Annotated in this window: 14 protein-coding genes and 1 riboswitch; of the genes, 5 read left to right on the top strand and 9 right to left on the bottom strand. The window is 63.3% G+C overall.

The genetic code is table 11. The features are described 5' to 3' along the window. Positions 1–54 precede the first annotated feature (54 nt). A complete protein-coding gene (locus ASC86_RS14355) occupies positions 55–2505 on the bottom strand; it encodes an FAD-dependent oxidoreductase (RefSeq protein WP_056322177.1) in 2451 nt (816 codons plus the stop codon). Further along, the gene (locus tag ASC86_RS14350) at positions 2502–4952 is read right to left on the bottom strand and encodes an FAD-dependent oxidoreductase (RefSeq protein WP_056322175.1); all 2451 of its coding nucleotides are present in this window, start codon (positions 4950–4952) and stop codon (positions 2502–2504) included. Before ASC86_RS14350 ends, ASC86_RS14355 begins: the two co-directional genes overlap by 4 nt. A 280-nt stretch (positions 4953–5232) precedes the next feature. Here ASC86_RS14350 and ASC86_RS14345 point away from each other — a divergent pair, with 280 nt between their 5' ends. Beyond that, positions 5233–6090, top strand: a complete 858-nt coding sequence (locus tag ASC86_RS14345; RefSeq protein WP_056322172.1) for a LysR family transcriptional regulator — start codon at positions 5233–5235, stop codon at positions 6088–6090. Positions 6091–6094: 4 nt separating this feature from the next. Here ASC86_RS14345 and ASC86_RS14340 read toward each other — a convergent pair whose 3' ends face one another. Further along, positions 6095–7870 (bottom strand): GGDEF domain-containing phosphodiesterase, encoded by a 1776-nt coding sequence (locus ASC86_RS14340; protein ID WP_056322169.1) that lies wholly within the window; start codon positions 7868–7870, stop codon positions 6095–6097. A gap of 255 nt (positions 7871–8125) precedes the next feature. Further along, a riboswitch (cobalamin riboswitch) is annotated at positions 8126–8388 on the top strand. A gap of 44 nt (positions 8389–8432) precedes the next feature. Between ASC86_RS14340 and ASC86_RS14335 the strand changes: the two genes are divergently transcribed. Together ASC86_RS14335 and ASC86_RS14330 are read left to right on the top strand one after the other, a co-directional pair. Then, the gene (locus ASC86_RS14335) at positions 8433–8609 is read left to right on the top strand and encodes a CbtB-domain containing protein (RefSeq protein WP_056322644.1); all 177 of its coding nucleotides are present in this window, start codon (positions 8433–8435) and stop codon (positions 8607–8609) included. 175 nt (positions 8610–8784) lie between these two features. Further along, positions 8785–9558 (top strand): CbtA family protein, encoded by a 774-nt coding sequence (locus ASC86_RS14330; protein ID WP_056322642.1) that lies wholly within the window; start codon positions 8785–8787, stop codon positions 9556–9558. 40 nt (positions 9559–9598) lie between these two features. Here ASC86_RS14330 and ASC86_RS14325 read toward each other — a convergent pair whose 3' ends face one another. Further along, positions 9599–10306 (bottom strand): ferric iron reductase, encoded by a 708-nt coding sequence (locus tag ASC86_RS14325; protein ID WP_156387050.1) that lies wholly within the window; start codon positions 10304–10306, stop codon positions 9599–9601. A 138-nt stretch (positions 10307–10444) separates the two neighbouring features. Beyond that, entirely contained in the window at positions 10445–11734 is a 1290-nt protein-coding gene (locus ASC86_RS14320) for a glucoamylase family protein (protein ID WP_056322163.1), read from the bottom strand. A 158-nt stretch (positions 11735–11892) separates the two neighbouring features. Here ASC86_RS14320 and ASC86_RS14315 point away from each other — a divergent pair, with 158 nt between their 5' ends. After that, positions 11893–12684 (top strand): DUF1194 domain-containing protein, encoded by a 792-nt coding sequence (locus ASC86_RS14315; RefSeq protein WP_056322160.1) that lies wholly within the window; start codon positions 11893–11895, stop codon positions 12682–12684. 166 nt (positions 12685–12850) lie between these two features. Here ASC86_RS14315 and ASC86_RS14310 read toward each other — a convergent pair whose 3' ends face one another. Then, entirely contained in the window at positions 12851–14146 is a 1296-nt protein-coding gene (locus ASC86_RS14310; RefSeq protein WP_056322158.1) for an FAD-dependent oxidoreductase, read from the bottom strand. 53 nt (positions 14147–14199) lie between these two features. Then, positions 14200–14439 carry a hypothetical protein gene (locus ASC86_RS14305; RefSeq protein WP_056322156.1) on the bottom strand — a complete coding sequence of 80 codons (240 nt, stop codon included), beginning with the start codon at positions 14437–14439 and terminating at the stop codon, positions 14200–14202. 184 nt (positions 14440–14623) lie between these two features. Between ASC86_RS14305 and ASC86_RS14300 the strand changes: the two genes are divergently transcribed. Continuing rightward, on the top strand, positions 14624–14860 hold the full coding sequence (locus ASC86_RS14300; RefSeq protein WP_056322640.1) for a DUF982 domain-containing protein: 237 nt from the start codon (positions 14624–14626) through the stop codon (positions 14858–14860). Positions 14861–14923: 63 nt separating this feature from the next. On the opposite strand, the gene ASC86_RS14295 is transcribed toward ASC86_RS14300, so the two are convergent. Together ASC86_RS14295 and ASC86_RS14290 are read right to left on the bottom strand one after the other, a co-directional pair. Further along, complete coding sequence (locus tag ASC86_RS14295; RefSeq protein WP_056322637.1) at positions 14924–16912, bottom strand: DEAD/DEAH box helicase; 1989 nt, start codon at positions 16910–16912, stop codon at positions 14924–14926. 251 nt (positions 16913–17163) lie between these two features. After that, complete coding sequence (locus ASC86_RS14290) at positions 17164–19404, bottom strand: heavy metal translocating P-type ATPase (RefSeq protein ID WP_056322153.1); 2241 nt, start codon at positions 19402–19404, stop codon at positions 17164–17166. Between the last annotated feature and the right edge of the window lie 101 nt (positions 19405–19505).

Here is a 19505-nt window from a genome sequence, read left to right as displayed (position 1 = left end):
AACGGGGAGAAGGTGGCCGACAGGCCGGATGAGGGGCTTTTCCTCTTTTGGACCTCACATCCTCACCCGCTCCGCCCTCGGATCATACATTGGCACAAGCGAAGCCTCCGCCTTCACCCTGACCCCGGCGATCTCGATTTCGTAGCTCGATCCCAGCACATCGGCCTCGCTCTCGCCTTCGCAGGGCACGTAACCCATGCCGATGGCGCCACCGAGGAAGTGGCCGTAGTTGCCGGACGTGATGGTCGAGACGATCTTGCCGTCACGTACCAAGGCTTCGTTGTGGAAGAGCAGCGGTTCGGGATCGGCCAGCCTGAACTGCAGCATGCGCCGCTTCAGCCCCTCGTCTTCCTTCCGCAACACCGCATCGCGGCCGACGAACGCGCCCTTCTTCGTGCGCACGGCAAAGCCGAGGCCGGCTTCCAGCACATGATCTTCATCGGTGATGTCATGGCCGAAATGGCGGAAAGCCTTTTCGATGCGGCAGCTATCGAGCGTGTGCAGGCCGCAAAGCTTCAGGCCGACGTCTACACCAGCCTCTTCCAAAGCTTCGAAGACATGCGCTGTCTGATCGGTCGAAACATAAAGCTCCCATCCAAGCTCCCCGACATAGGTGACGCGATGAGCGCGTGCGAGCCCCATGCCGATCTCGATTTCCCGCGCCGTCGCAAAGGGGTGATGCGCATTGGAAAAATCGTTGGGGCTCACCTTCTGCATCAGTTCGCGCGCTTTCGGTCCCATGACGCAGAGCACGCTTTCGGCCGCCGTCACATCGGTGATGACGACGAACTCATCGCGCACATGCTTGCGCAGCCAGGCCAGATCGCGCTGCAGCGTCGCGCCGGGCACGACGAGGAAGAAGGCGGTTTCGGAAAGCCGCGTTACCGTCAGGTCGCTTTCGATGCCGCCGCGCTCGTTCAGCATCTGGGTGTAGACGATGCGGCCGGGGGCGACATCCATCTGGTTGGCGCAAAGCCTTTGCAGGAAAGCCAGCGCATCGCGGCCTTCGACGCGGATCTTGCCGAAGGAGGTCATGTCGAAGAGACCGACGCCATTGCGGACGGCGAGGTGTTCCTCTTCCTGGTTTTCGAACCAGTTCTGCCGCTTCCAGCTGTAACGATATTCCCTCTCCTGCCCCTCTTTGGCGAACCAGTTGGCGCGCTCCCAGCCCGCCACTTCGCCAAACACCGCACCGCGCGCCTTCAGGTGTTCATGCAGCGGCGAGCGGCGCACGCCGCGGGCCGTCGCCATCTGGCGATAGGGGAAATGATCGGCATACAGCAGGCCGAGCGTTTCGGACACGCGGTCCTTGAGATAGGCGCGGTTCTTCTGGAACGGCTGGGCGCGGCGGATATCGACTTCCCAGAGATCGAACGGCGCCTCGCCGTCGTTCATCCATTGTGCAAGCGCCATGCCGGCCCCGCCGGAGGAGACGATGCCGATGGAATTATAGCCGGCGGCGACCCAGTAGCCTTTAATCTGCGGCGCTTCGCCGAGATAGTAACGGTCGTCCGGCGTAAAACTTTCCGGGCCGTTGAAGAAGGTGTGGATGCCGGCGGTTTCCAGCATCGGCATGCGGTTGATGGCGTTTTCGAGGATCGGCTGGAAGTGATCAAAATCCTCCGGCAACTGATCGAAGCAGAAATCTTCCCGGATGCCGTCCATGCCCCAGGGCTTGGCCTTCAGCTCGAAGGCGCCGATCAGCATCTTGCCGGCGTCTTCCTTATAGTAGGTGCATTCGTCCGGCACGCGCAGAACCGGCAGCCGCTGCAGGTTGGGGATCGGCTCGGTGACGATGTAAAAGTGCTCGCAGGCATGCAGCGGCAGAGTGACGCCCGACATATCCGCCAGCGTGCGCCCCCACATGCCGGCGGCATTGACGACGTTCTCCGTCTCGATTGTAAACGTCTCGCCGTTCTGTTCGCAGGTGACGCCCGCCACGCGGCCGTCCTTGGTGAGGACGGAGGTGACCTTGACGTTTTCGAGGATGACAGCGCCGTTCTGCCGCGCACCCTTGGCGAGCGCCATGGCGATATTGGCCGGGTCGCATTGGCCGTCGAGCGGCAGGTGCACGGCGGCTTTCACATCCGCGGTGTTGAGGTGGGGATACATGCCCTTCACCTCATCGACGGTGATCTCGCGCACATCGACGCCAAAGGCGCGGGCGAGCGAGGCCTGCCGGTAGATTTCCTCTTTCCGCTCCTCCGTCAGCGCCACGGTCATCGAGCCGCACTGGCGCATGCCGGTACCGATGCCGGTTTCTGACTCAAGCTTGGTGTAGAGATCGGCCGAATATTTGGCGAGCCGCGTCATGTTCTGCGAGGCCCGCAGCTGACCGATCAGGCCCGCCGCATGCCATGTGGTGCCGGATGTCAGCTGCTTGCGCTCCAGCAGCACCACATCCGTCCAGCCGAGCTTCGCCAGATGATAGGCGACGGAACAGCCGGACACGCCGCCGCCGATGATGACCGCGCGGGCCTTGGAAGGGATCGGTTTGACACTCATGCGCGCAGTCTTTCATTGTTGGGGTCGAAGAGCGGGCCATCCGGCTGGACAGTCGCCTTGAAACGGTCGCCGTAGATTTCCACCTCGATTTCCGTGCCGGGCTCGGCGAGATCGGCGCGGAGCATGCCGAGCGCAATGGACTTGCCGACGCGGTAACCCCAGTTACCCGAGGTCGTCTCGCCGACGACTTTGCCATCGTGCCAGAGCGTCGACATATAGGGCGCATCGCATTCGCCGGCCTCGACCGTCAGCGTCACGAATCGCTTGGAAACACCCTGTTGCTTCTCTCGCTCCAGCGCCGCCTTGCCCTTGAACTCGGGCTTCGCCCAATCGACGAAACGCTCAAGCCCGCCTTGCAGAATGGTGTAATCGGTCGAAAGATCGCCCTTCCAGGCGCGGTAGCCCTTTTCGATACGCAGGCTGTCCAGCGCCTCCATGCCGAAGGGTTTCAAGCCATGCTTCTGCCCGGCCGCCCAGACGGCATCGAAGATGATGGCGGTGTCGTCGGTCTTGGTGTGGATTTCCCAGCCGAGTTCGCCGGCGAAGGACACCCGCACCAGCTGGCACCAGCGACCGGCGATCTGGCAGCTCTGATGGGTGAGCCAGCCCTTCTGCAGATCGGCATCCGAAACCTCCGCGAGAATATCGCGCGAATTGGGGCCGGAGAGAATCTGGCAGGAGAAATTCTCGGTCACATCGTCCAGCGTGAAGGCTGCGCCTTCCGGCAGGTGTTTCTTCAGCCACTCGAAATCGTGCCACTGCGCCGTCGCCGCCGTAATCAGGAAGAAGAAATCCTCCGCCAGCATCATTACGGACATTTCGGTGACGATGCGGCCCTTGGCGTCGGAGAAATAGGCGAGGCCGATACGGCCCGGTTTTGGCACGCGACCAGTAATCAGCGACGAGAGCCATGCGGTCGCGCCCTCACCCTTCACGCGGTAGCGCGAAAAGCCCGGCAGATCGAGAATCCCGGCGGCCTCGGTGACGGCGCGGCACTCCTCCTCGATGCGCGGCCGCCACGGCCCTTCGCGATTCCAGGTCTGGGTCGATTCTTCCGAGAGATCGTCGCCCGGCTTGGCATACCAGTTGGCGCGCTCCCAGCCGTTATAGGGCTTGAACTGCGCGCCGAGCGCCTTGATGCGGTCGTGGATCGGCGACAGTTTCCGGTCACGGCCGGCCGGCCAGGCGTGTTTCGGAAAGTGCATGGCGTATTCGTGGCCATAGATTTCCATGCCCTTGGCAACGCAATAATCCTTGTCCGCGGCGAAAGCGGTATAGCGGCGCGGATCGCAGGACCACATGTCCCATTCCGTCTCGCCTTCCGTCACCCACTCCGCCAGCACCTTGCCGGCGCCGCCGGCCTGACAAATGCCAAAGGTGAAGACGCAGGCTTCATAGGCATTCGGCACGCCCGGCATCGGGCCGATCAGCGGGTTGCCATCGGGCGCATAGGGGATCGGGCCATTGATCATACGCGACAGGCCGGCCGTGCCGAGGATCGGCACGCGCTCGACGGCATCGTTCAAATACCATTCGAGCCGATCGAGGTCGTCGGGGAAGAGCTGGAAGGAGAAATCGTCCGGCATGGGGTCATCCGGCGTCACCCAATGCGCCCTGCAATTGCGCTCGTAGGGGCCAAGGTTCATGCCGGTCTTTTCCTGCCGCAGATAGTAGGAGCTGTCGACATCGCGCAGCAGCGGCAGCTTGTGACCGGTTTCTTTCGACCACGCGGCAAGCTCGGGGATTTCCTCGAAGAGAATATACTGATGGCTCATCACCATCATCGGCACGTCGCGGCCGAACCACTTTCCGACCTCGCGGGCATAATACCCGGCGGCATTGACCACCTTCTCGCAGCGGATTTCGCCCTGCGGCGTCGAAATCACCCACTCGTCCCCTTCCCGGCGCGCACCGGTGGCGGGACAGAAGCGGAAGATTTTCGCGCCCATGTCACGCGCGCCTTTTGCCAAAGCCTGCGTCAGCTGCGCCGGGTCGATATCGCCGTCATAGGGATCGTAAAGCGCGCCGGTCAGCTCGTGGGTCTCGACGAAGGGATACTTCGACTTGATCTCTTCGGGTGTGAGGATATCGAGATCCATGCCCTGATAGCGGCCCATGCCGACAACGCGCTTGAACTCCTGCAGCCGCTCCTTCGAATGGCCGAGCCGGATCGAGCCGGTGACATGGTAGTTCATGGGATAATCGACCAGCGCGCCCAGCTCGCGGTAAAGCGAGGCCGAATAGCGCTGCATGTTCATGATCGACCACGAAGACGAGAAGGTCGGCACATTGCCGGCCGCATGCCAGGTGGAACCGGCCGTGAGCTCATTCTTTTCCAGAAGCACGCAATCCGTCCACCCGGCCTTGGCCAGATGATAAAGCGCGGAGGCGCCGACCGCGCCTCCCCCGATGATGACGACGCGAGCGTGAGACGGCAATTGCGACATGTCTGTTCCCTTGTTTTAGGATGAGTTTTGGCAATGAACGGCATGGGCATCAAGCGGCCGGATTTCGCTTTATTGATCGAAGAATTCGATTAGATTGAGAGGAGCAGCCCCTCATCCGGCCTGTCGGCCAACTTCTCCCCGCTCGCGGGGAGAAGGGATATACCGCACCTTCCGTCACCCTCGTCACGGATGACGAAAGGAGTAGGCAACAACCGCGATCGTCCCCTCTCCCCGCGAGCGGGGAGAGGGCTAGGGTGAGGGGCAAAACCGGACGAAATGAATGCAGATCGACCTCATCGAAACCTTCCTCGACCTGATGGAAACCCGCAGCTTCAACCGCACCGCCGAGCGGCTGAACATCACCCAGTCCACCGTCTCGCATCGGGTGAAGGCGCTGGAAACCCAATTCAACCGCAAGCTCTTCACCCGCAACAAGGGCGGTACCGCACCAACGGCCTCGGGCCTGCGCTTCCTCGATCATGCCAAGGCCCTGCAAAACCAGTGGCATGAGGCGACCCGCGCAGTGGAAAGCGCCGGCGCTTACGAGCGCTCGATGCGCCTCGGCATCCAGCATGATGTGTCAGAGATTTTCGCCGGCGCCTGGCTGTCGGCGATCCGCACCGAGCTTCCGGCGACCTCGCTCTACATGGAGGCGGATTATTCGATCCAGATGAACCGCGATCTCGCCGCCGGCGACCTCGATCTCGCGATCCTCTACACGCCCCATTATCTGCCCGACCTGCATTACGAACGGATCGGCGAACTGCATTACCATCTCGTCAGCACATCGGCGCGAACAATCGCCGAAATCGAGCCGCACAGCTATATCCAGGCCGTCTATTCCCCGGCCTTCGACCGGGCGCATCGGCTCGCATTACCGCATCTTTCCGCAGCCCCCCTCGCCGCCGGCCAGAATACGGCCATCGCGGAGTTGATGACGAAACTCGGCGGCGCGGCCTATGTCGCCGCCCCCACAGCCCGTCGCTTGATCGAAACAGGCGCGGCCCACGCCGTCACAGATGCCGGACCGATCGTCCAGACCGTCTATGCCGCAACCAGCGTGCGCACGCGCCATGCCCACCAGCATCGGAGGATCATTGCCGTGATGGAAGGACTGCTGACGGCGCAATCGCACTGATGCTTCAGGAGCGGGCTGCCGCCATGAAGGGCGCCTCCGCCGGCGTTCCACTCAACGCCGTCAGCATATCCGCCGACGAGGCCGGATAGGCGATGGCATAACCCTGCAGCACATCGCAGCCGAGGCGCGTCAAGAGCTTGGCATGTTCCTGCGTCTCGACCCCTTCGGCCACCACCTCGATACCCAGGGCCTTGGCGATATCGACGATCGAGCGCAACAGGCGCTTCTGTTCGCGCGAGGTGGTGATCGGCATGACCAGCCGCCGGTCGATCTTCAGCCGGCGCGGCTTAAGCTTCATCAGGCCGATGATCGAGGCATGGCCGGAGCCGAAATCATCCACCTCGACATCGATCGACATCGCCTTCAGCGCCGATACGTTCGCGAGCATGCCGTCTTCGAGATCGTCGAGGAAGATCGTCTCCAGAAGCTCGAACGATAATGTGCCGGGCTCGATGTCCAGCCCCTTGAGATTGTTTATCAGGGAGGGATCGGAAAGCCGCGCCGCCGAGACATTGACCGCCACCCGCGGCGGCCGCACGCCGCTGCGCGCCCAGGCCTTGCGGTCGGTCAACGTCTGGCGAAGGATCGCGGCATCGAGGGCATCCAGCATGCCGAGGCTGGCCGCCGTGCTGAGGAACTCGCCCGGACCGATCAGCCCGCGCTTGGGATGATACCAGCGCGCCAGAGCCTCGACGCCGACGATGCTGCGGGTGCGGGCATCGACCTGCGCCTGGTAGAAGGGCTGAAATTCGCCCCGCTCCAGCCCGCGGATGAACTGGTCCGCCAGCCGGCGCTCGCCGTTGATCTGCGCTTTCATCTGCGCGGAGAAGAAATCGGCGCGGTTGCGGCCGTTTTTCTTGGCGCGCATCAGCGCGATATCGGATTCCGCCAGCAGATTGGCCGCCTTGCCGGATTGCGCGCAGGCGACCCCGACGGAAGCGGTGATGTTGATGACGCCCTCGCTGTGCCACACCGGGCGCTTCAGGCTTTCCACCAGCTGGTCGGCAAATTTCCGGACATAATCGAGCGAGGAAAAATTGCGGATGAGAACGGCGAACTCATCGCCGCCGATTCGCGCCAGAAAAGCGTTTTCCGGCAGTATCTTGGTCAGCGCCGCCGCCGAGGCTTTCAGCAGCCGGTCGCCGGCATCATGGCCGATGATGTCGTTGACGGCGGAAAAACGGTCGAGGCCGATATGCAGCAGCGCCAGCTTGCCGGCCTCGGGAATGACGGAGATTTCCGCCAGCCGGCGGTCGAAGAAGCGGCGATTCGGCAGGCCGGTGAGATAGTCGTGATCGGCGGCATGCTCAACGCGGGCGGCGGTTTCGGCAAGCTCGGCGGCGCGCAGCTCGGCAATCTGCTTCTGGGTGGCGAGCTCCCGGTTGAGGAGCACGTCGGCGGTCACATCCCATTCGGCACCGATGAAGATGCCGTGGCCGTTCTCCTCGAAATAATGGGCACGCGAGCGCAGGTGGCGGATCGCGCCGTCCGGCAGCAGCACCCTGTACTGGGAGGAATAATCGCCCTTGGCGGCGACGGCGCTGGCGAAATCGGCCCTTGCCCCCGAGAGATCGTCGGGGTGGATGGCATTGCTCCACAGCGAGGCCTCGACCGGCCCGCCGGGATCGTCGCGGCCATAGAGGCGAAACATCTGCTCATCCCAGATCAGCGCGTCCTCGGAAACGTCGTGCTCCCACACGCCGATCAACGAAGCGTCAAGCGCAAGCTCCAGCCTACGAACCAGATTCTGGAATTCTTGTTCCGATCGAACGGGTTTCATCGCCGTCTCTACGGTGGTTGCAGATCGTTTCGACAAGCGGCAGACCGGCCCTCCTGCGCAGCGTCCCAGATTGTGTCGAGGTTCACTCTTTCCGAACCATCAGCAGCAGCAGTCAGTCTCTAATGAAGGATAGTATGCTTGTCCCCGACTTCATACAACTTATGCCTGACGAAAACGTTAGCGCTTCGTTTCCGCCTTCCCGTCGACATCGCCGGGCGGGATAAGCCTCAATTGACAGAAGCGGCCTGAAAACATAATGATCTGACATCAATTGGTTCTGCTCAAGGCAAACGTCTTGGCGGAGTAAATGGGAACGTGACGGATGGACCCCTGCCGGGCATCTTCATCACGGCCGACCCCGCGACTGTAGAGCGGTCAAGGGTTTTCCATCCCGGAGGGTCCGGGAAAAGCCACTGGGAGGCGGACGCGTTCACCCCTGGGAAGGCGAGGAAAGCCCCAAGGTGCCCCGGCGCCTGACACCGCGAGCCAGGAAACCTGCCGGTTGATGAAGGGCATAGGGCCCGCCTGTGGGGATATCCCACGCGCCATCACGGAGGTTGTCATGGCTACGTCTACTCTTTCGAGCGTCACGCTCTCTCTCAGCGACCGGATCACTGCGGGCTTCCTCGCGCTTCTGGTCGGCGGTTTCCTGGTGTTCGGCACCGGTCTTGCCAATTCCGCCACGATCCACGACACGGCCCACGACGTGCGCCACTCCTTCGGCTTCCCCTGCCACTGATCCTGTCGCGGGAAACCGCGCAGAGACTGTGAGCGAAGCAACGCAACGGGCCTGCCCGCTGCGAACGGGAACGGCTGGCTTTGAGCCCGCCGCCGACAGTGACCATTCAACGTGACGATGCGCGTAGCCGCCGGGCGACCGGCGGGCGATGTCGCGCATTCAGGGGACCAAGAAAATGATCGTCAAAACGCTCCTGGCTGCCGTGGTAGCCGGGCTCATCGCGGGTGTCTTCATGACAGGCGCCCAGGAACTCCGGGTCGTACCGCTGATCCTCCATGCCGAGGAATTCGAAAACGCCGAACAGCCAGCCGTCCAGCCCGCCACGCCGCCGGCCGGCGAACAGCAGCAGCATTCCTCACTTTCGGGTGCTGCCCTGCTCGGCGAAGTGCTTGCCGCCCTTTCGCCGGTGACGCCGGCCTACGCCCATGAGGGCGAGCACGAGGACGGCGGTATCATGTTCGGCATGAGCCGCTTTTCCGGCACGCTGCTGGCAAATCTCGTGGCCGGCGCCGGCTTCGCGCTGCTGCTGACCGCCATCGGCCTGCTTTCGAATCGTCCGGTGACGTTTGCCAACGGCGTCTATTGGGGTGCCTGCGGCTGGCTTGCCGTGCACCTGCTGCCCGCCATTGGCCTGCCGCCGGAATTGCCGGGCTTCCCGGCCGCCGAGCTTCAGGATCGCCAGCTCTGGTGGATCGCGACCGTGCTGCTTTCCGGCGCCGGCCTTTATCTTCTTGCCCTGCGCGGCGAGATGATCGCCAAGATCGCCGGCCTCGTGCTGATCGCGCTGCCGCACATTTACGGTGCGCCGCAGCCGCTGGATATCTCCAGCAACGTGCCGGCCGTGCTCGGTGCGGAATTCGCCGTTGCCGCACTCGCAACGACGCTGGGCTTCTGGCTGGTGCTCGGCGTCGTTCTGGGCTTCATCAATGACCGCTTTCTGAAGGCATAACGAACAACAGGCCGCCGTGAACCACGCGGCGGCCTTGCGCCTATCCGGCAAGCGCGGCCAGCCGCCGCCGCCGCTCCTCGGGCGACAGCAGCACGCAGACATCGCAATGCCGCCCCTCGCCTGCCCTGTAGGCAAGACAGCAGCCGCTGCGGATGCGGTAGACCCTCTCTTCGCCATCGCAGCCGACGATCCGTTCCAGACGCGGTGCGCCCGAGCGGAACGGAGACCCCTGCTTCTCCACGATCGCCAGCCCGACCGCCGTCGCCCGATCCTCCTCGTTCAGAGCCCGGCCGACATCCACGAACGCGCCAAAAATGCCATCCGAAGCCAGCCGCCTGAGCGACCCCGCCGAGAGCCCGCACCGCCGCCCCAGAACCTCCACAGCCGGCAAAAGGCTATGCACGAGATTGTCATGCAACGCATCTTCGCTGCCCGGCGCTGCTGAGTGAAGCGACCGGAAATGAAACCGCCGCGCCGCTTCCGGCCGCCCTTCCATCGGATCGAAAGCTTCAAACCGGACATGCAGGCTTTCCGGGGAGAGATCGACAACATCGCCGCTGGCAAGAAAGAGGTGCCCCGCAACAGCCCCCAGATGGTGGGCATAGAAGGTCATGAGATGCGCGGCCTGAATGCGCTCATCCGGCCCCGTCCCGAAATTTTTCTGATAGGCGAGCCAGTCGTCCAGCCACTCGGCCCAGGCGGTGGCGACGGTGCGGAACGACGCGTCGGCATTACCAAAGGAAAGCATGGCTTCCGTGATGCGGTGCGCTGAAACGGCGGATGGCGCCGGCAAAGCTCGATCTACGCTGTTGTTTTCCAAGGATGCCGACCACTCGATATGCCGCCCGGATTCACCCTAAAACAGAAACACGTATGACGATACCGTCTAAAGCCAGCCGCCGGAAAAACCTGCCCGCCGCAGGCCGCGCCGGATGACCGGCATCTGCCGCGTCAGTTCCCAGATCAGTCCGCTGCGGGAATTCTCGATCATCATCACCAGAATGCCCTGATCCAGCCCGACGCAGCGCTCGTTGAGCCAGCCTGCCGTCGAGTCCGCCCGCACGCTCGGATTGAAGCTGCCGATGAAGCGGGCATCGGGCAACACCTCGGGATACTCCGTCAGGATATGCCGTGTCGCCGCCATCGCCAGCTTCGGCTCGAAGGGCAGGCAGGCGAGCGGCGCCCACGGCGCCAGCGTGCCGTCATCCGGCCCGAGCGGCGCGCCGCGCGCTGCATAACCGGCAAACTGCTGGCGGCGGCCGTCGATCAGCTTGCGCGGCCGCTCCGGCCCGTCGCAGGCTGACAATCCCCAGAGATCGGGGCCATAGCCTGCAAAGGCGCCGGGATTCTTGATCGCGTAGTCGCGCTGCACAGCGATCGCCCGGCGAGTGTTTTCGAAATAGTCGGTATCCTTCGCCGCCACCGCCGCATCGCGGATGCCGCGAAAATCGATCCAGCCATGGGAAAACAGATGGATGAAAAGCGGCCCGGCATAGAGGAACGCCTGCTCGCCGACCGTCATCCATTCGAACTTGTCGGTGAAGGCCTTATAGCTTTCCACCGGCACCGGATAGGACGGCGACGCCAGCGCCAGCACGTAAAGAATGATCGCCTCGCTATACCCTTCCCAGCGGAAGGGCAGGAAACCGCTGCGCGGCTTCCAGCCGAGCGAAAGCGTATCGGCGCGATCGAGCGCCCAGCTCCAGTTGGCGCGGGCATAGAGCATCGCAGCCAGCGAGCGGATTTCGTTTTCGGCTGTGTTTTCCTCGACGAAGTACGCAGACGCCGTCAGCGCGCCGGCCAGAAGCAAGGCGCTATCGATCAGCGACAGCTCGCAGCGCCAGGTGCGCTTGCCCGTCTCCATGTCGAGGAAATGGTAATAGAGGCCCTTGTAACCGGTGGCATCCTTGTCGCGGCTCTGCTTGCTTTCCGCCAGGAAACGCATGAGCGTCAGGGTGCGCTCGGCCGCCTGCGCCCGGCTCATCCATCCGCGTTCTACGCCGATCGGATAGCAGGAAAGGCCAAATCCCGTGGCGGCAATACTCGAGGGCGATCCGGGCAGCGAGGTATCGGCAATCAGGCCGGTGCGCGGATTGGCAAAATCGACAAAATAGTCAAATGCAGTTTTCTGGAGACGGTCGAGGACGGCCGTATCCGTATCACCTTTTAACAACATCAAAAAAATACTCCGGAGAGCCTAAAGATCACCACAGCTCGACGGCAGGATCAAATCACCGATTGTTGAACCGCTCCTTGATCGAAATCATCCCATCTCCTCTTGCCCATGCTAGACTGCGCTCTAAGCGCAAGATTAAGACATGATGGGATGGCGCGATGCTCTCGATACTTGTCTTTGTTCTCGGTCTTTCCAGTACGCCCGTCCCCGCCGCCGCGGAGGAAAAACGGGTGGATGTGGAACTGGTGCTTGCCGTCGACATGTCCGGCTCGATGGACACGGAAGAGGCGGAAATCCAGCGCTCCGGCTATGTCGAGGCGATCACCCATCCCGATTTCGTCAATGCGGTTCAGACCGGCCGGTTCGGCCGCATCGCCCTCAGCTATTTCGAATGGGCCGGAAGCGTCAACGAAACCTCGCTTGTGGACTGGCAGGTCATCGAAACCGGCGATGATGCGGCAACCTTTGCCGCCCGCATCGCCTCCCGCCCCATCGCCACCCGCCGCGGCACCTCGATTTCCAATGCGCTGGCCTATGGAGCCCGACTGATCGACGCCAACGGCTATCAGGGCCTGCGACGGGTAATCGACGTTTCCGGCGACGGCCCGAACAACATGGGGCCGCCGGTAAGCCCCGCCCGCGACGCGGTCGTCGATACAGGCATCACCGTGAACGGGCTTGCCATCCTCGTCCGCCCCTCGACGACGCGCGGGACCCTCGACAGTTATTACGCCGATTGCGTCATCGGCGGCGCCGGCTCCTTCGTCGTGCCGGTGCATAGCCGCGACGATTTCGCCATGGCCATCCGCCAGAAATTGGTGATGGAAATCACCCGCCGCCAACCATCCGCCCGCATGCTGCCGACAGCCGGCATGGCGACCGATTGTATGATGGGCGAAAAGCTGCGCCCGCGCTCTTTCGATCGCTACTATCCCGAGCTGGATCGCTAGTTTCTCCGGCAGCCACCGGCATTTCCCGCGTATCGGGCCGCCATCGCGCCGAAATTCGCACGCCCGCCGAAACCCTGTCGCATTTCACGAACAGCACAGCGTCGTGTGCAGCCTTCGCAATACCGGCCACAGCCGCGGGCTCGCAGCTTCGACCGATCAGGCTGACTTACGATCCGGACGCGCAGGAAGCTCTGCGCGATTGAGAAAGGATACGCGCCGCAGCCTCGCGGCCTGCCGTAATCGCGCCTTCGATATAGCCCGGAAAGAATGGCGACAACTCCGACGAGGCAAAGTGAACAAGCCCGGCCCCACCGCGCAACACGTCTTCGGCGTCGTAGGCGGACATGCCGAGGACGACGTCACTATAGCCGCCGCCGCTCCATTTGTCGTTGGTCCAGTCGCGCAGGATGGATTCCAACGGCTTGCCCGCCTCCGGGCCAAGCGCATCGGCAAGCCGCGCCAGCACCTTTTCAAGCATCGCGGCCTCACCCTCCCCGGCCCATTCGACCGCAAGCGGCCCGCCAATGAAGACGATGAGCAAAGCATCGTCGCCGCTGCTGATATCGCACGCAAAAAGCCCTTTCACATCGCGCCACATCACCATGCCGCTCAGATCACTATCCCGCCAGAAGCGCCGGTCGTAGCGGAAGCAAATCTTGACGACCGTACCGCTCCCCCAGACATCGAGGGCAGCCGAAATCTCAGCCGGAAGCGGCGGCGAGATCGAAATACGCCGGGCCATCACCGGCGGCACTGCCAGAAGGACGTGGCCGGCGTGGAATGTCAGGCCTCCCGCCTCGACGCTCACCCCATCGGCTGCGACGGCGATGGCGTCTACGGGCGTCGAGAGCAGCAACCGATCCCCCAGCCCGGCAGCAACAGCTTCGGCGAGCGAATACGTGCTGTCTTCCAGGTAATATTGCAGCTCGGAAACCGTCGTTTCGAGGCGGCGATCATTGTCTATATAATACCAAAGCGGAAGTTCATCCGCGCGCCGGCACCAGAGGCCGTGGATCATGGCGCGGAAACCGGCCTTGACCTCGTCGTCCTCCGGTTGCCGCGCCAGCCAGACGGCCACGGAAAGCCCGACGATAGCGGGATCGCGGGGATCGATGGCCTTGGCTCGGCGACGGATCGCATCCACGCCTTCATGAAACCGAAATGCATCGCGTGGCGGCAAGGCCGGCCGCAGCACAAGCTTTCCGTCGTCCGGCACCGATACCAGCGGTCGATTGTAACGCCGTGCAAGCTCCATGACAGCCGGCATATCCTCGCTGATGAACTGCCCGCCGGTATCGATCCGCCGCCCGTCGGCAAAGAAAGCCGGCTCCACGCGACCGCCAACCCGGTCGCGTGCCTCCAGCACGAGCACGCGCTTCCCCGCCTCGATCAGCGCATGCGCCGCTGCAAGACCGGCGAAACCGGCACCGACGACCAGCACATCGATAACGTCTGACCTCAATTGCTTGCCTCTATCTTCTCGTTTTCGGATCTGGCCGGCATGGAGCGGGCGGCTCACCTTTCCATCCGCGAGGCTTCGCGAACCATGTTGATGCCGATCATCACGATCGCGCCGTAAAGCAGAATGCCGAACAGAAACCGACCCGGCGCGGCGTCGAAGGACAGCGGCCCATCCTGACTGTATCCGAGATCGACAATACCGCCCATGTCGTTCGCCGCAAGACCGAAGACGAGATAAAGCCCGTTGACGACGATGAACATCCAGCCAAGCCAGAGCTTGCGGTTTTTCGTCATGATCCCCCCTTTTGAAACTGCGGCGCGCGTGAAAAACGAGCCCTGCAAAGGAGATGACGGACGCACCCCGCACCTTATTCAGAAATTTCGAAATCAACCGGAAAAGAATATAAAATCAATGCGGGAACCTTCCGGACGCCATCGCGTTCCCTCGCCGCAATCGAAATACGCATACGAGGTCAAGGTGAGTTCCAAATCCTTCCCCACCCCCGTTCGGCTCATTATCAAGAACAGCCGGCAGAATATCATCGCCAATGCCTGGGACGCGGTGGAATTCCTGCGCCGCTGGCCGGGCGAGCGCAACAGTGCCTATCGCCGCGCGCTCCAGCATTGCCTGGATGCGCTGGACGGCATCCGCAGCAGCAAGGCGGCTTCCGCCTCCTTCGTCGCCGCAGCGCGTCAGGCCGGCATTCTGGCCTGACGACACCGCCGCATCGCCCATCAGGCGATGCGGCACCTGACCGAGGCCGCGCCCCGGCCCAGATCAACCATTTGCTTTTTTCTTCTTGCTCTTCTTCTGCTTGGCATCGTCGCCATCGAAGGCAGGCTTTTCAAATTTCGGCTTCTCGAACTTCGGCTTCTCAAACTTGGGCTTATCGAATTTCGGCTTGTCGAACTTTGGCTTTGCCGGCCGCTCGTCAACCGGTCGGTCGGCGCCGAACTTGCCCTTGCTAGGCTTGCCGGCCCACGGCTTGTCGTCACGCTTTTCGAAGCTGCGACCCTCATGGGCGGCGCGCTCGGGGCGATCACCAAAGCTGCGCTTCGGTTTGCCTTCGCCCTTCCAGTCGCCCTTCGGCTTGCGGTCGGCATAGTTGCCGCGTGGGGCATCCGAGAAAGTCGGCGCGCCATCGAGTTCGCGGATCGAGATGCCCTTTTCCAGCATCTTCTTCGGGCCGACAGCTTCGTTGAAGCGATCCAGCCAGTCGCGGGCGATTTCCACGAAGGTCTCGTCCTGCTGCATCTTGATCGCGCCGATCTCCTGCTTGGTGATCTTGCCGATGCGGCAGAGCATCGGGATCAGCCAACGCGGCTCGACATTCTGCTTGCGGCCGGCAGAGAGCGAGAACCAGACGGCATCACCGAAATCGCCGCGCGGCGCACGCGGTTCGCGTTCCGGCCGGTCGCCACGGGGCGCACGGTCGCCCGTGGGCTGGAAGGACGGCGTATCGATCAGGTCTTCCGGGGCGGAACGATTGGCGCGAGTCATGCGCACCAGGGCTGCGGCCACCTGTTCGGCGCCGAACTTTTCCAGCAGCGCCTTGACCAGGGATTCCTCTTCCTCGCGCGGCGCCTCGGAGAAGGACGGGTCGGCCAGCAGGCGCTCGTCGTCGCGGGCGCTGACTTCGTCGGCGCTCGGCGGCTTTGCCCAGATGGCCTCGATATTGGCTTCGCGCAGCAGGCGCTCGGCCTTGCGGCGGGCGCTGGTCGGCACGATCAGCGCGCTGATGCCCTTGTTGCCGGCGCGGCCGGTGCGGCCGCTGCGGTGAAGCAGGGTGTCCGAATTGGTGGGCAGGTCGGCGTGAACGACCAGCTCGAGACCGGGCAGATCGATGCCGCGGGCAGCGACGTCGGTCGCGATGCAGACGCGGGCGCGGCCGTCGCGCATCGCCTGCAGCGCATGGGTCCGCTCGTTCTGGCTGAGTTCGCCCGACAGCGCCACCACCGAGAAGCCGCGATTGTTGAAACGGGCGGTCAGATGGTTGACGGCGGCGCGGGTGGAGCAGAAGACGATGGCGTTGCGCGCTTCATAGTAGCGCAGCACGTTGATGATGGCGTTTTCGCGGTCGGCCGGGGTCACCGTCAGCGCACGATATTCGATATCGACATGCTGCTTCTGTTCGGACTGAGTGCTGAGGCGCACGGCATCGCGCTGGTAGCTCTTCGCCAGATTGGCGATGGTGCGCGGCACGGTCGCCGAGAACATCAGCGTGCGGCGATCTTCCGGCGCGCTTTCGAGGATGAATTCGAGGTCTTCACGGAAACCGAGGTCGAGCATCTCGTCGGCTTCATCGAGCACCACGGCCTTCAGCGCCGACATATTCAGCGCCTCGCGGCGAATATGGTCGCAGATGCGGCCCGGCGTGCCGACGACGATATGGGCGCCGCGTTCCAGCGCCCGGCGCTCGGAGCGGATGTCCATGCCGCCGACGCAGGACGTGACGGTGGCGCCGGTCAGTTCATAAAGCCATTCGATTTCGCGCTTCACCTGCAGGGCAAGCTCACGCGTCGGCGCGACGACCAGTGCGAGCGGCGCACCGGGGCGGCCAAAGCGGTCGGCGCCATCGAGCAGCGACGGCGCGAGCGCCAGGCCGAAGGCGACGGTCTTGCCGGAGCCCGTCTGGGCGGAAACCAGGGCATCGCGGCCTTCCAGTTCCGGCGCGATCACGGCCTGCTGCACCGGGGTCAGGTCGGTATAGCCGCGCTTGTTCAACGCCTCTGCGATCGCCGGAACGACGCCTGCAAATTCTGTCATGTATTTATCTTTCGCACTTCGGATTGCGCGCGAGCCGCTGTGGGAGGAAGCAGGCACCGGTATCCGCAGCCACACGTCATGGCCGATCATGGCGCGGCTCATACTGCTTCTTCGCGCAAAAGTACAGAGTGATGAGGTGCGTTACGTTGGTTGCGACGGTCAATGAAGCGGTATATTCGGGAATGGTGGAAAAGCCTGTCGCCCTTTCCGCCAGCAGGCGGGAGAAAGGGCCAACAGTCGTCTCTCGACGCTCACCCCGCCCTTTTCACCGCAAGCAGCCGCAACGCATTGATCGTCACGAGCACCGTAGCACCGGTATCGGCAAGGATTGCCGGCCAGAGGCCGGTGATGCCGGCCACCGTCGTCACCAGGAACACGGCCTTGAGCCCGAGCGCGATGACGATGTTCTGCAGGATGTTGCGCATCGTCCGGTTGGAGAGATCGACCATCTCCGCGACATCGGAGACCCGGCCGTGCAGCACCGCCGCATCCGCCGTTTCGAGCGCGACATCCGTGCCGCCGCCCATGGCGATGCCGATATCGGCCGCCGCCAGCGCCGGGGCGTCGTTGATGCCGTCACCGACCTTTGCGACCTTCAGGCCTTCTTTCTGCAATTCGCCGACGATGCGCTGCTTGTCCTGCGGCAACAGATCGGCCCGAACCTCGATGCCGAGCTGGCGGCCGATCGCCTCGGCCGTGCGGGCATTGTCGCCGGTCAGCATGACCGTGCGGATGCCGCGGGCGGTAAGCATTTCAAGCCCCGCCTTGGCGTCAGTGCGGGGCTCGTCGCGCATGGCAAGCGCCCCGGCGATCACGCCATCGACGACGAGGACGGAAACGGTCTTGCCCTCACCGTTCAATGCCGCGATCCGTTCAAGCTGTTCCGGTGTGAGGCTGGCCTGCTCAGCCGCCGCCTTGGGGGACGCGAGCAGGACAGCACGGCCCTCGACGAGGCCGGCTACGCCCTTGCCGCCCAGTGCGCGCGCATCGGTAACAGCTGGGATCACAATGCCGGCGGCCTTGTCGAGAATGGCCTTGGCGAGCGGATGGCTCGAGCCGGTTTCCAGCGCGGCGGCAAGTTTCAGCACCTCGGTTTCCGGCAGGCCGAAGGCGAGAATATCGGTGACTTTCGGCTTGCCCTCGGTCAGCGTGCCGGTCTTGTCGAAGGCGACGGCGGTGATCTTGCCGAGCCCTTCCAGCACCACGCCGCCCTTCAGCAGAAGGCCGCGACGGGCGCCGGAGGCAAGGCTTGCGGCAATCGCAGCCGGGGTGGAAATGACCAGCGCGCAGGGGCAGCCGATCAGCAGGATCGCAAGGCCCTTGTAGATCCACTCGTTCCAGCTTGCGCCGGCAATGAGCGGCGGGAGGATCGCGACCAGCGCCGCGACCACCACGACACCCGGCGTATAATAACGCGAGAAACGGTCGATGAAGCGCTCTGTCGGCGCCTTGCTTTCCTGGGCTTCCTCGACGAGGCGCACGACGCGGGCAATGGTGTTGTCGGCCGCCTCCGCCGTGACCTTGACGCGAAGGGCAGCTTCCCCGTTGACCGTTCCGGCAAAGACATCGTTGCCGACGGCTTTGCGGACGGGCGTGCTCTCGCCGGTGACGGGAGATTCATCGATCGTGCTTTCACCGGAAAGAATCGTACCGTCAGCTGGGATGCGGTCTCCCGGCCGAACGAGGATCACGGCATCGATGGCGAGGCTGTCGGCCGGCACCTCTTGAGTGCGGCCATCCTTTTCGAGGAAAGCGGTCTTCGGCACCAGCGCTGTCAGCGACTGGATGCTCGCCCTCGCCCGGCCGGCGGCAACGCCTTCCAGCAATTCGCCGATCAGGAACAGCACGACAACAACCGCCGCCTCTTCCGTCGCCTTGATGGCGATCGCGCCGACGGCGGCGATGGTCATCAGCATTTCGATGGAAAACGGCGTACCGGAAAGCGCCGCCATGACGGCACGGCGGGCGATCGGTACGAGGCCGACCAGCATCGCCAGCGTGAACAACCACATCTCGGCACCGGGGATCAGCTTTCCAAGCCCATAGGCGACGACAAGCGCAGCCGTGCTGGCAATGGTAAGCCGCCCCTTGGCGGAAGCCCACCACGGACCGGAGGACGGGCCATGATCATGGCCGTGCAGGTCTTCCACGGCCGGCGCGTCATGATCATGGGAGTGCCCCTTGCCGCCTTCATCATGATCGTGGTCGTGATTATGATGTGCATGCCCGCAGCAATTGCCATGGGCGGCGGGCGGTTCAACCTTTGCCGCCGCTTTCGGGGCCAGCGCCGTCTTGTAGCCCAGGCCGCCGACCTTCTTCGCCACCGTCTCGACGAGGCCATCGGCTGCGGCATGGCGCACCGTCATCGTGCCTGTCGTCACCGAAACCGAGACATCCTCGACGCCCTGAACGCGCCGCACCGCGGTATCGATCTTGGTGGCGCAGGAGGCGCAATCCATGCCCTCGACCCGGAACCGTGTTTCGACTGTCATCGCTCATCCTTATCAACTGTTTGTCACAATCTAGGACCTCTAGTAACTAGAGCTGCAAGCCCCTTTTCACACATTTTGGAAAAGGCTGCGGGAGCTTCAGA

The sequence above is a fragment of the Rhizobium sp. Root1212 genome, from assembly GCF_001424985.1.
In the GTDB taxonomy this organism is placed as follows: Bacteria; Pseudomonadota; Alphaproteobacteria; order Rhizobiales; family Rhizobiaceae; genus Pararhizobium.
This window is presented reverse-complemented; position numbering and strand designations above follow the sequence as displayed.

Bases quoted from the DNA above. Each gene is read 5' to 3' on its own strand.
- ASC86_RS14355 (WP_056322177.1), bottom strand. From the start codon at position 2,505: ATGAGTGTCAAACCGATCCCTTCCAAGGCCCGCGCGGTCATCATCGGC.
- ASC86_RS14350 (WP_056322175.1), bottom strand. From the start codon at position 4,952: ATGTCGCAATTGCCGTCTCACGCTCGCGTCGTCATCATCGGGGGAGGC.
- ASC86_RS14345 (WP_056322172.1), top strand. From the start codon at position 5,233: ATGCAGATCGACCTCATCGAAACCTTCCTCGACCTGATGGAAACCCGC.
- ASC86_RS14340 (WP_056322169.1), bottom strand. From the start codon at position 7,870: ATGAAACCCGTTCGATCGGAACAAGAATTCCAGAATCTGGTTCGTAGG.
- ASC86_RS14335 (WP_056322644.1), top strand. From the start codon at position 8,433: ATGGCTACGTCTACTCTTTCGAGCGTCACGCTCTCTCTCAGCGACCGG.
- ASC86_RS14330 (WP_056322642.1), top strand. From the start codon at position 8,785: ATGATCGTCAAAACGCTCCTGGCTGCCGTGGTAGCCGGGCTCATCGCG.
- ASC86_RS14325 (WP_156387050.1), bottom strand. From the start codon at position 10,306: ATGCTTTCCTTTGGTAATGCCGACGCGTCGTTCCGCACCGTCGCCACC.
- ASC86_RS14320 (WP_056322163.1), bottom strand. From the start codon at position 11,734: ATGTTGTTAAAAGGTGATACGGATACGGCCGTCCTCGACCGTCTCCAG.
- ASC86_RS14315 (WP_056322160.1), top strand. From the start codon at position 11,893: ATGCTCTCGATACTTGTCTTTGTTCTCGGTCTTTCCAGTACGCCCGTC.
- ASC86_RS14305 (WP_056322156.1), bottom strand. From the start codon at position 14,439: ATGACGAAAAACCGCAAGCTCTGGCTTGGCTGGATGTTCATCGTCGTC.
- ASC86_RS14295 (WP_056322637.1), bottom strand. From the start codon at position 16,912: ATGACAGAATTTGCAGGCGTCGTTCCGGCGATCGCAGAGGCGTTGAAC.
- ASC86_RS14290 (WP_056322153.1), bottom strand. From the start codon at position 19,404: ATGACAGTCGAAACACGGTTCCGGGTCGAGGGCATGGATTGCGCCTCC.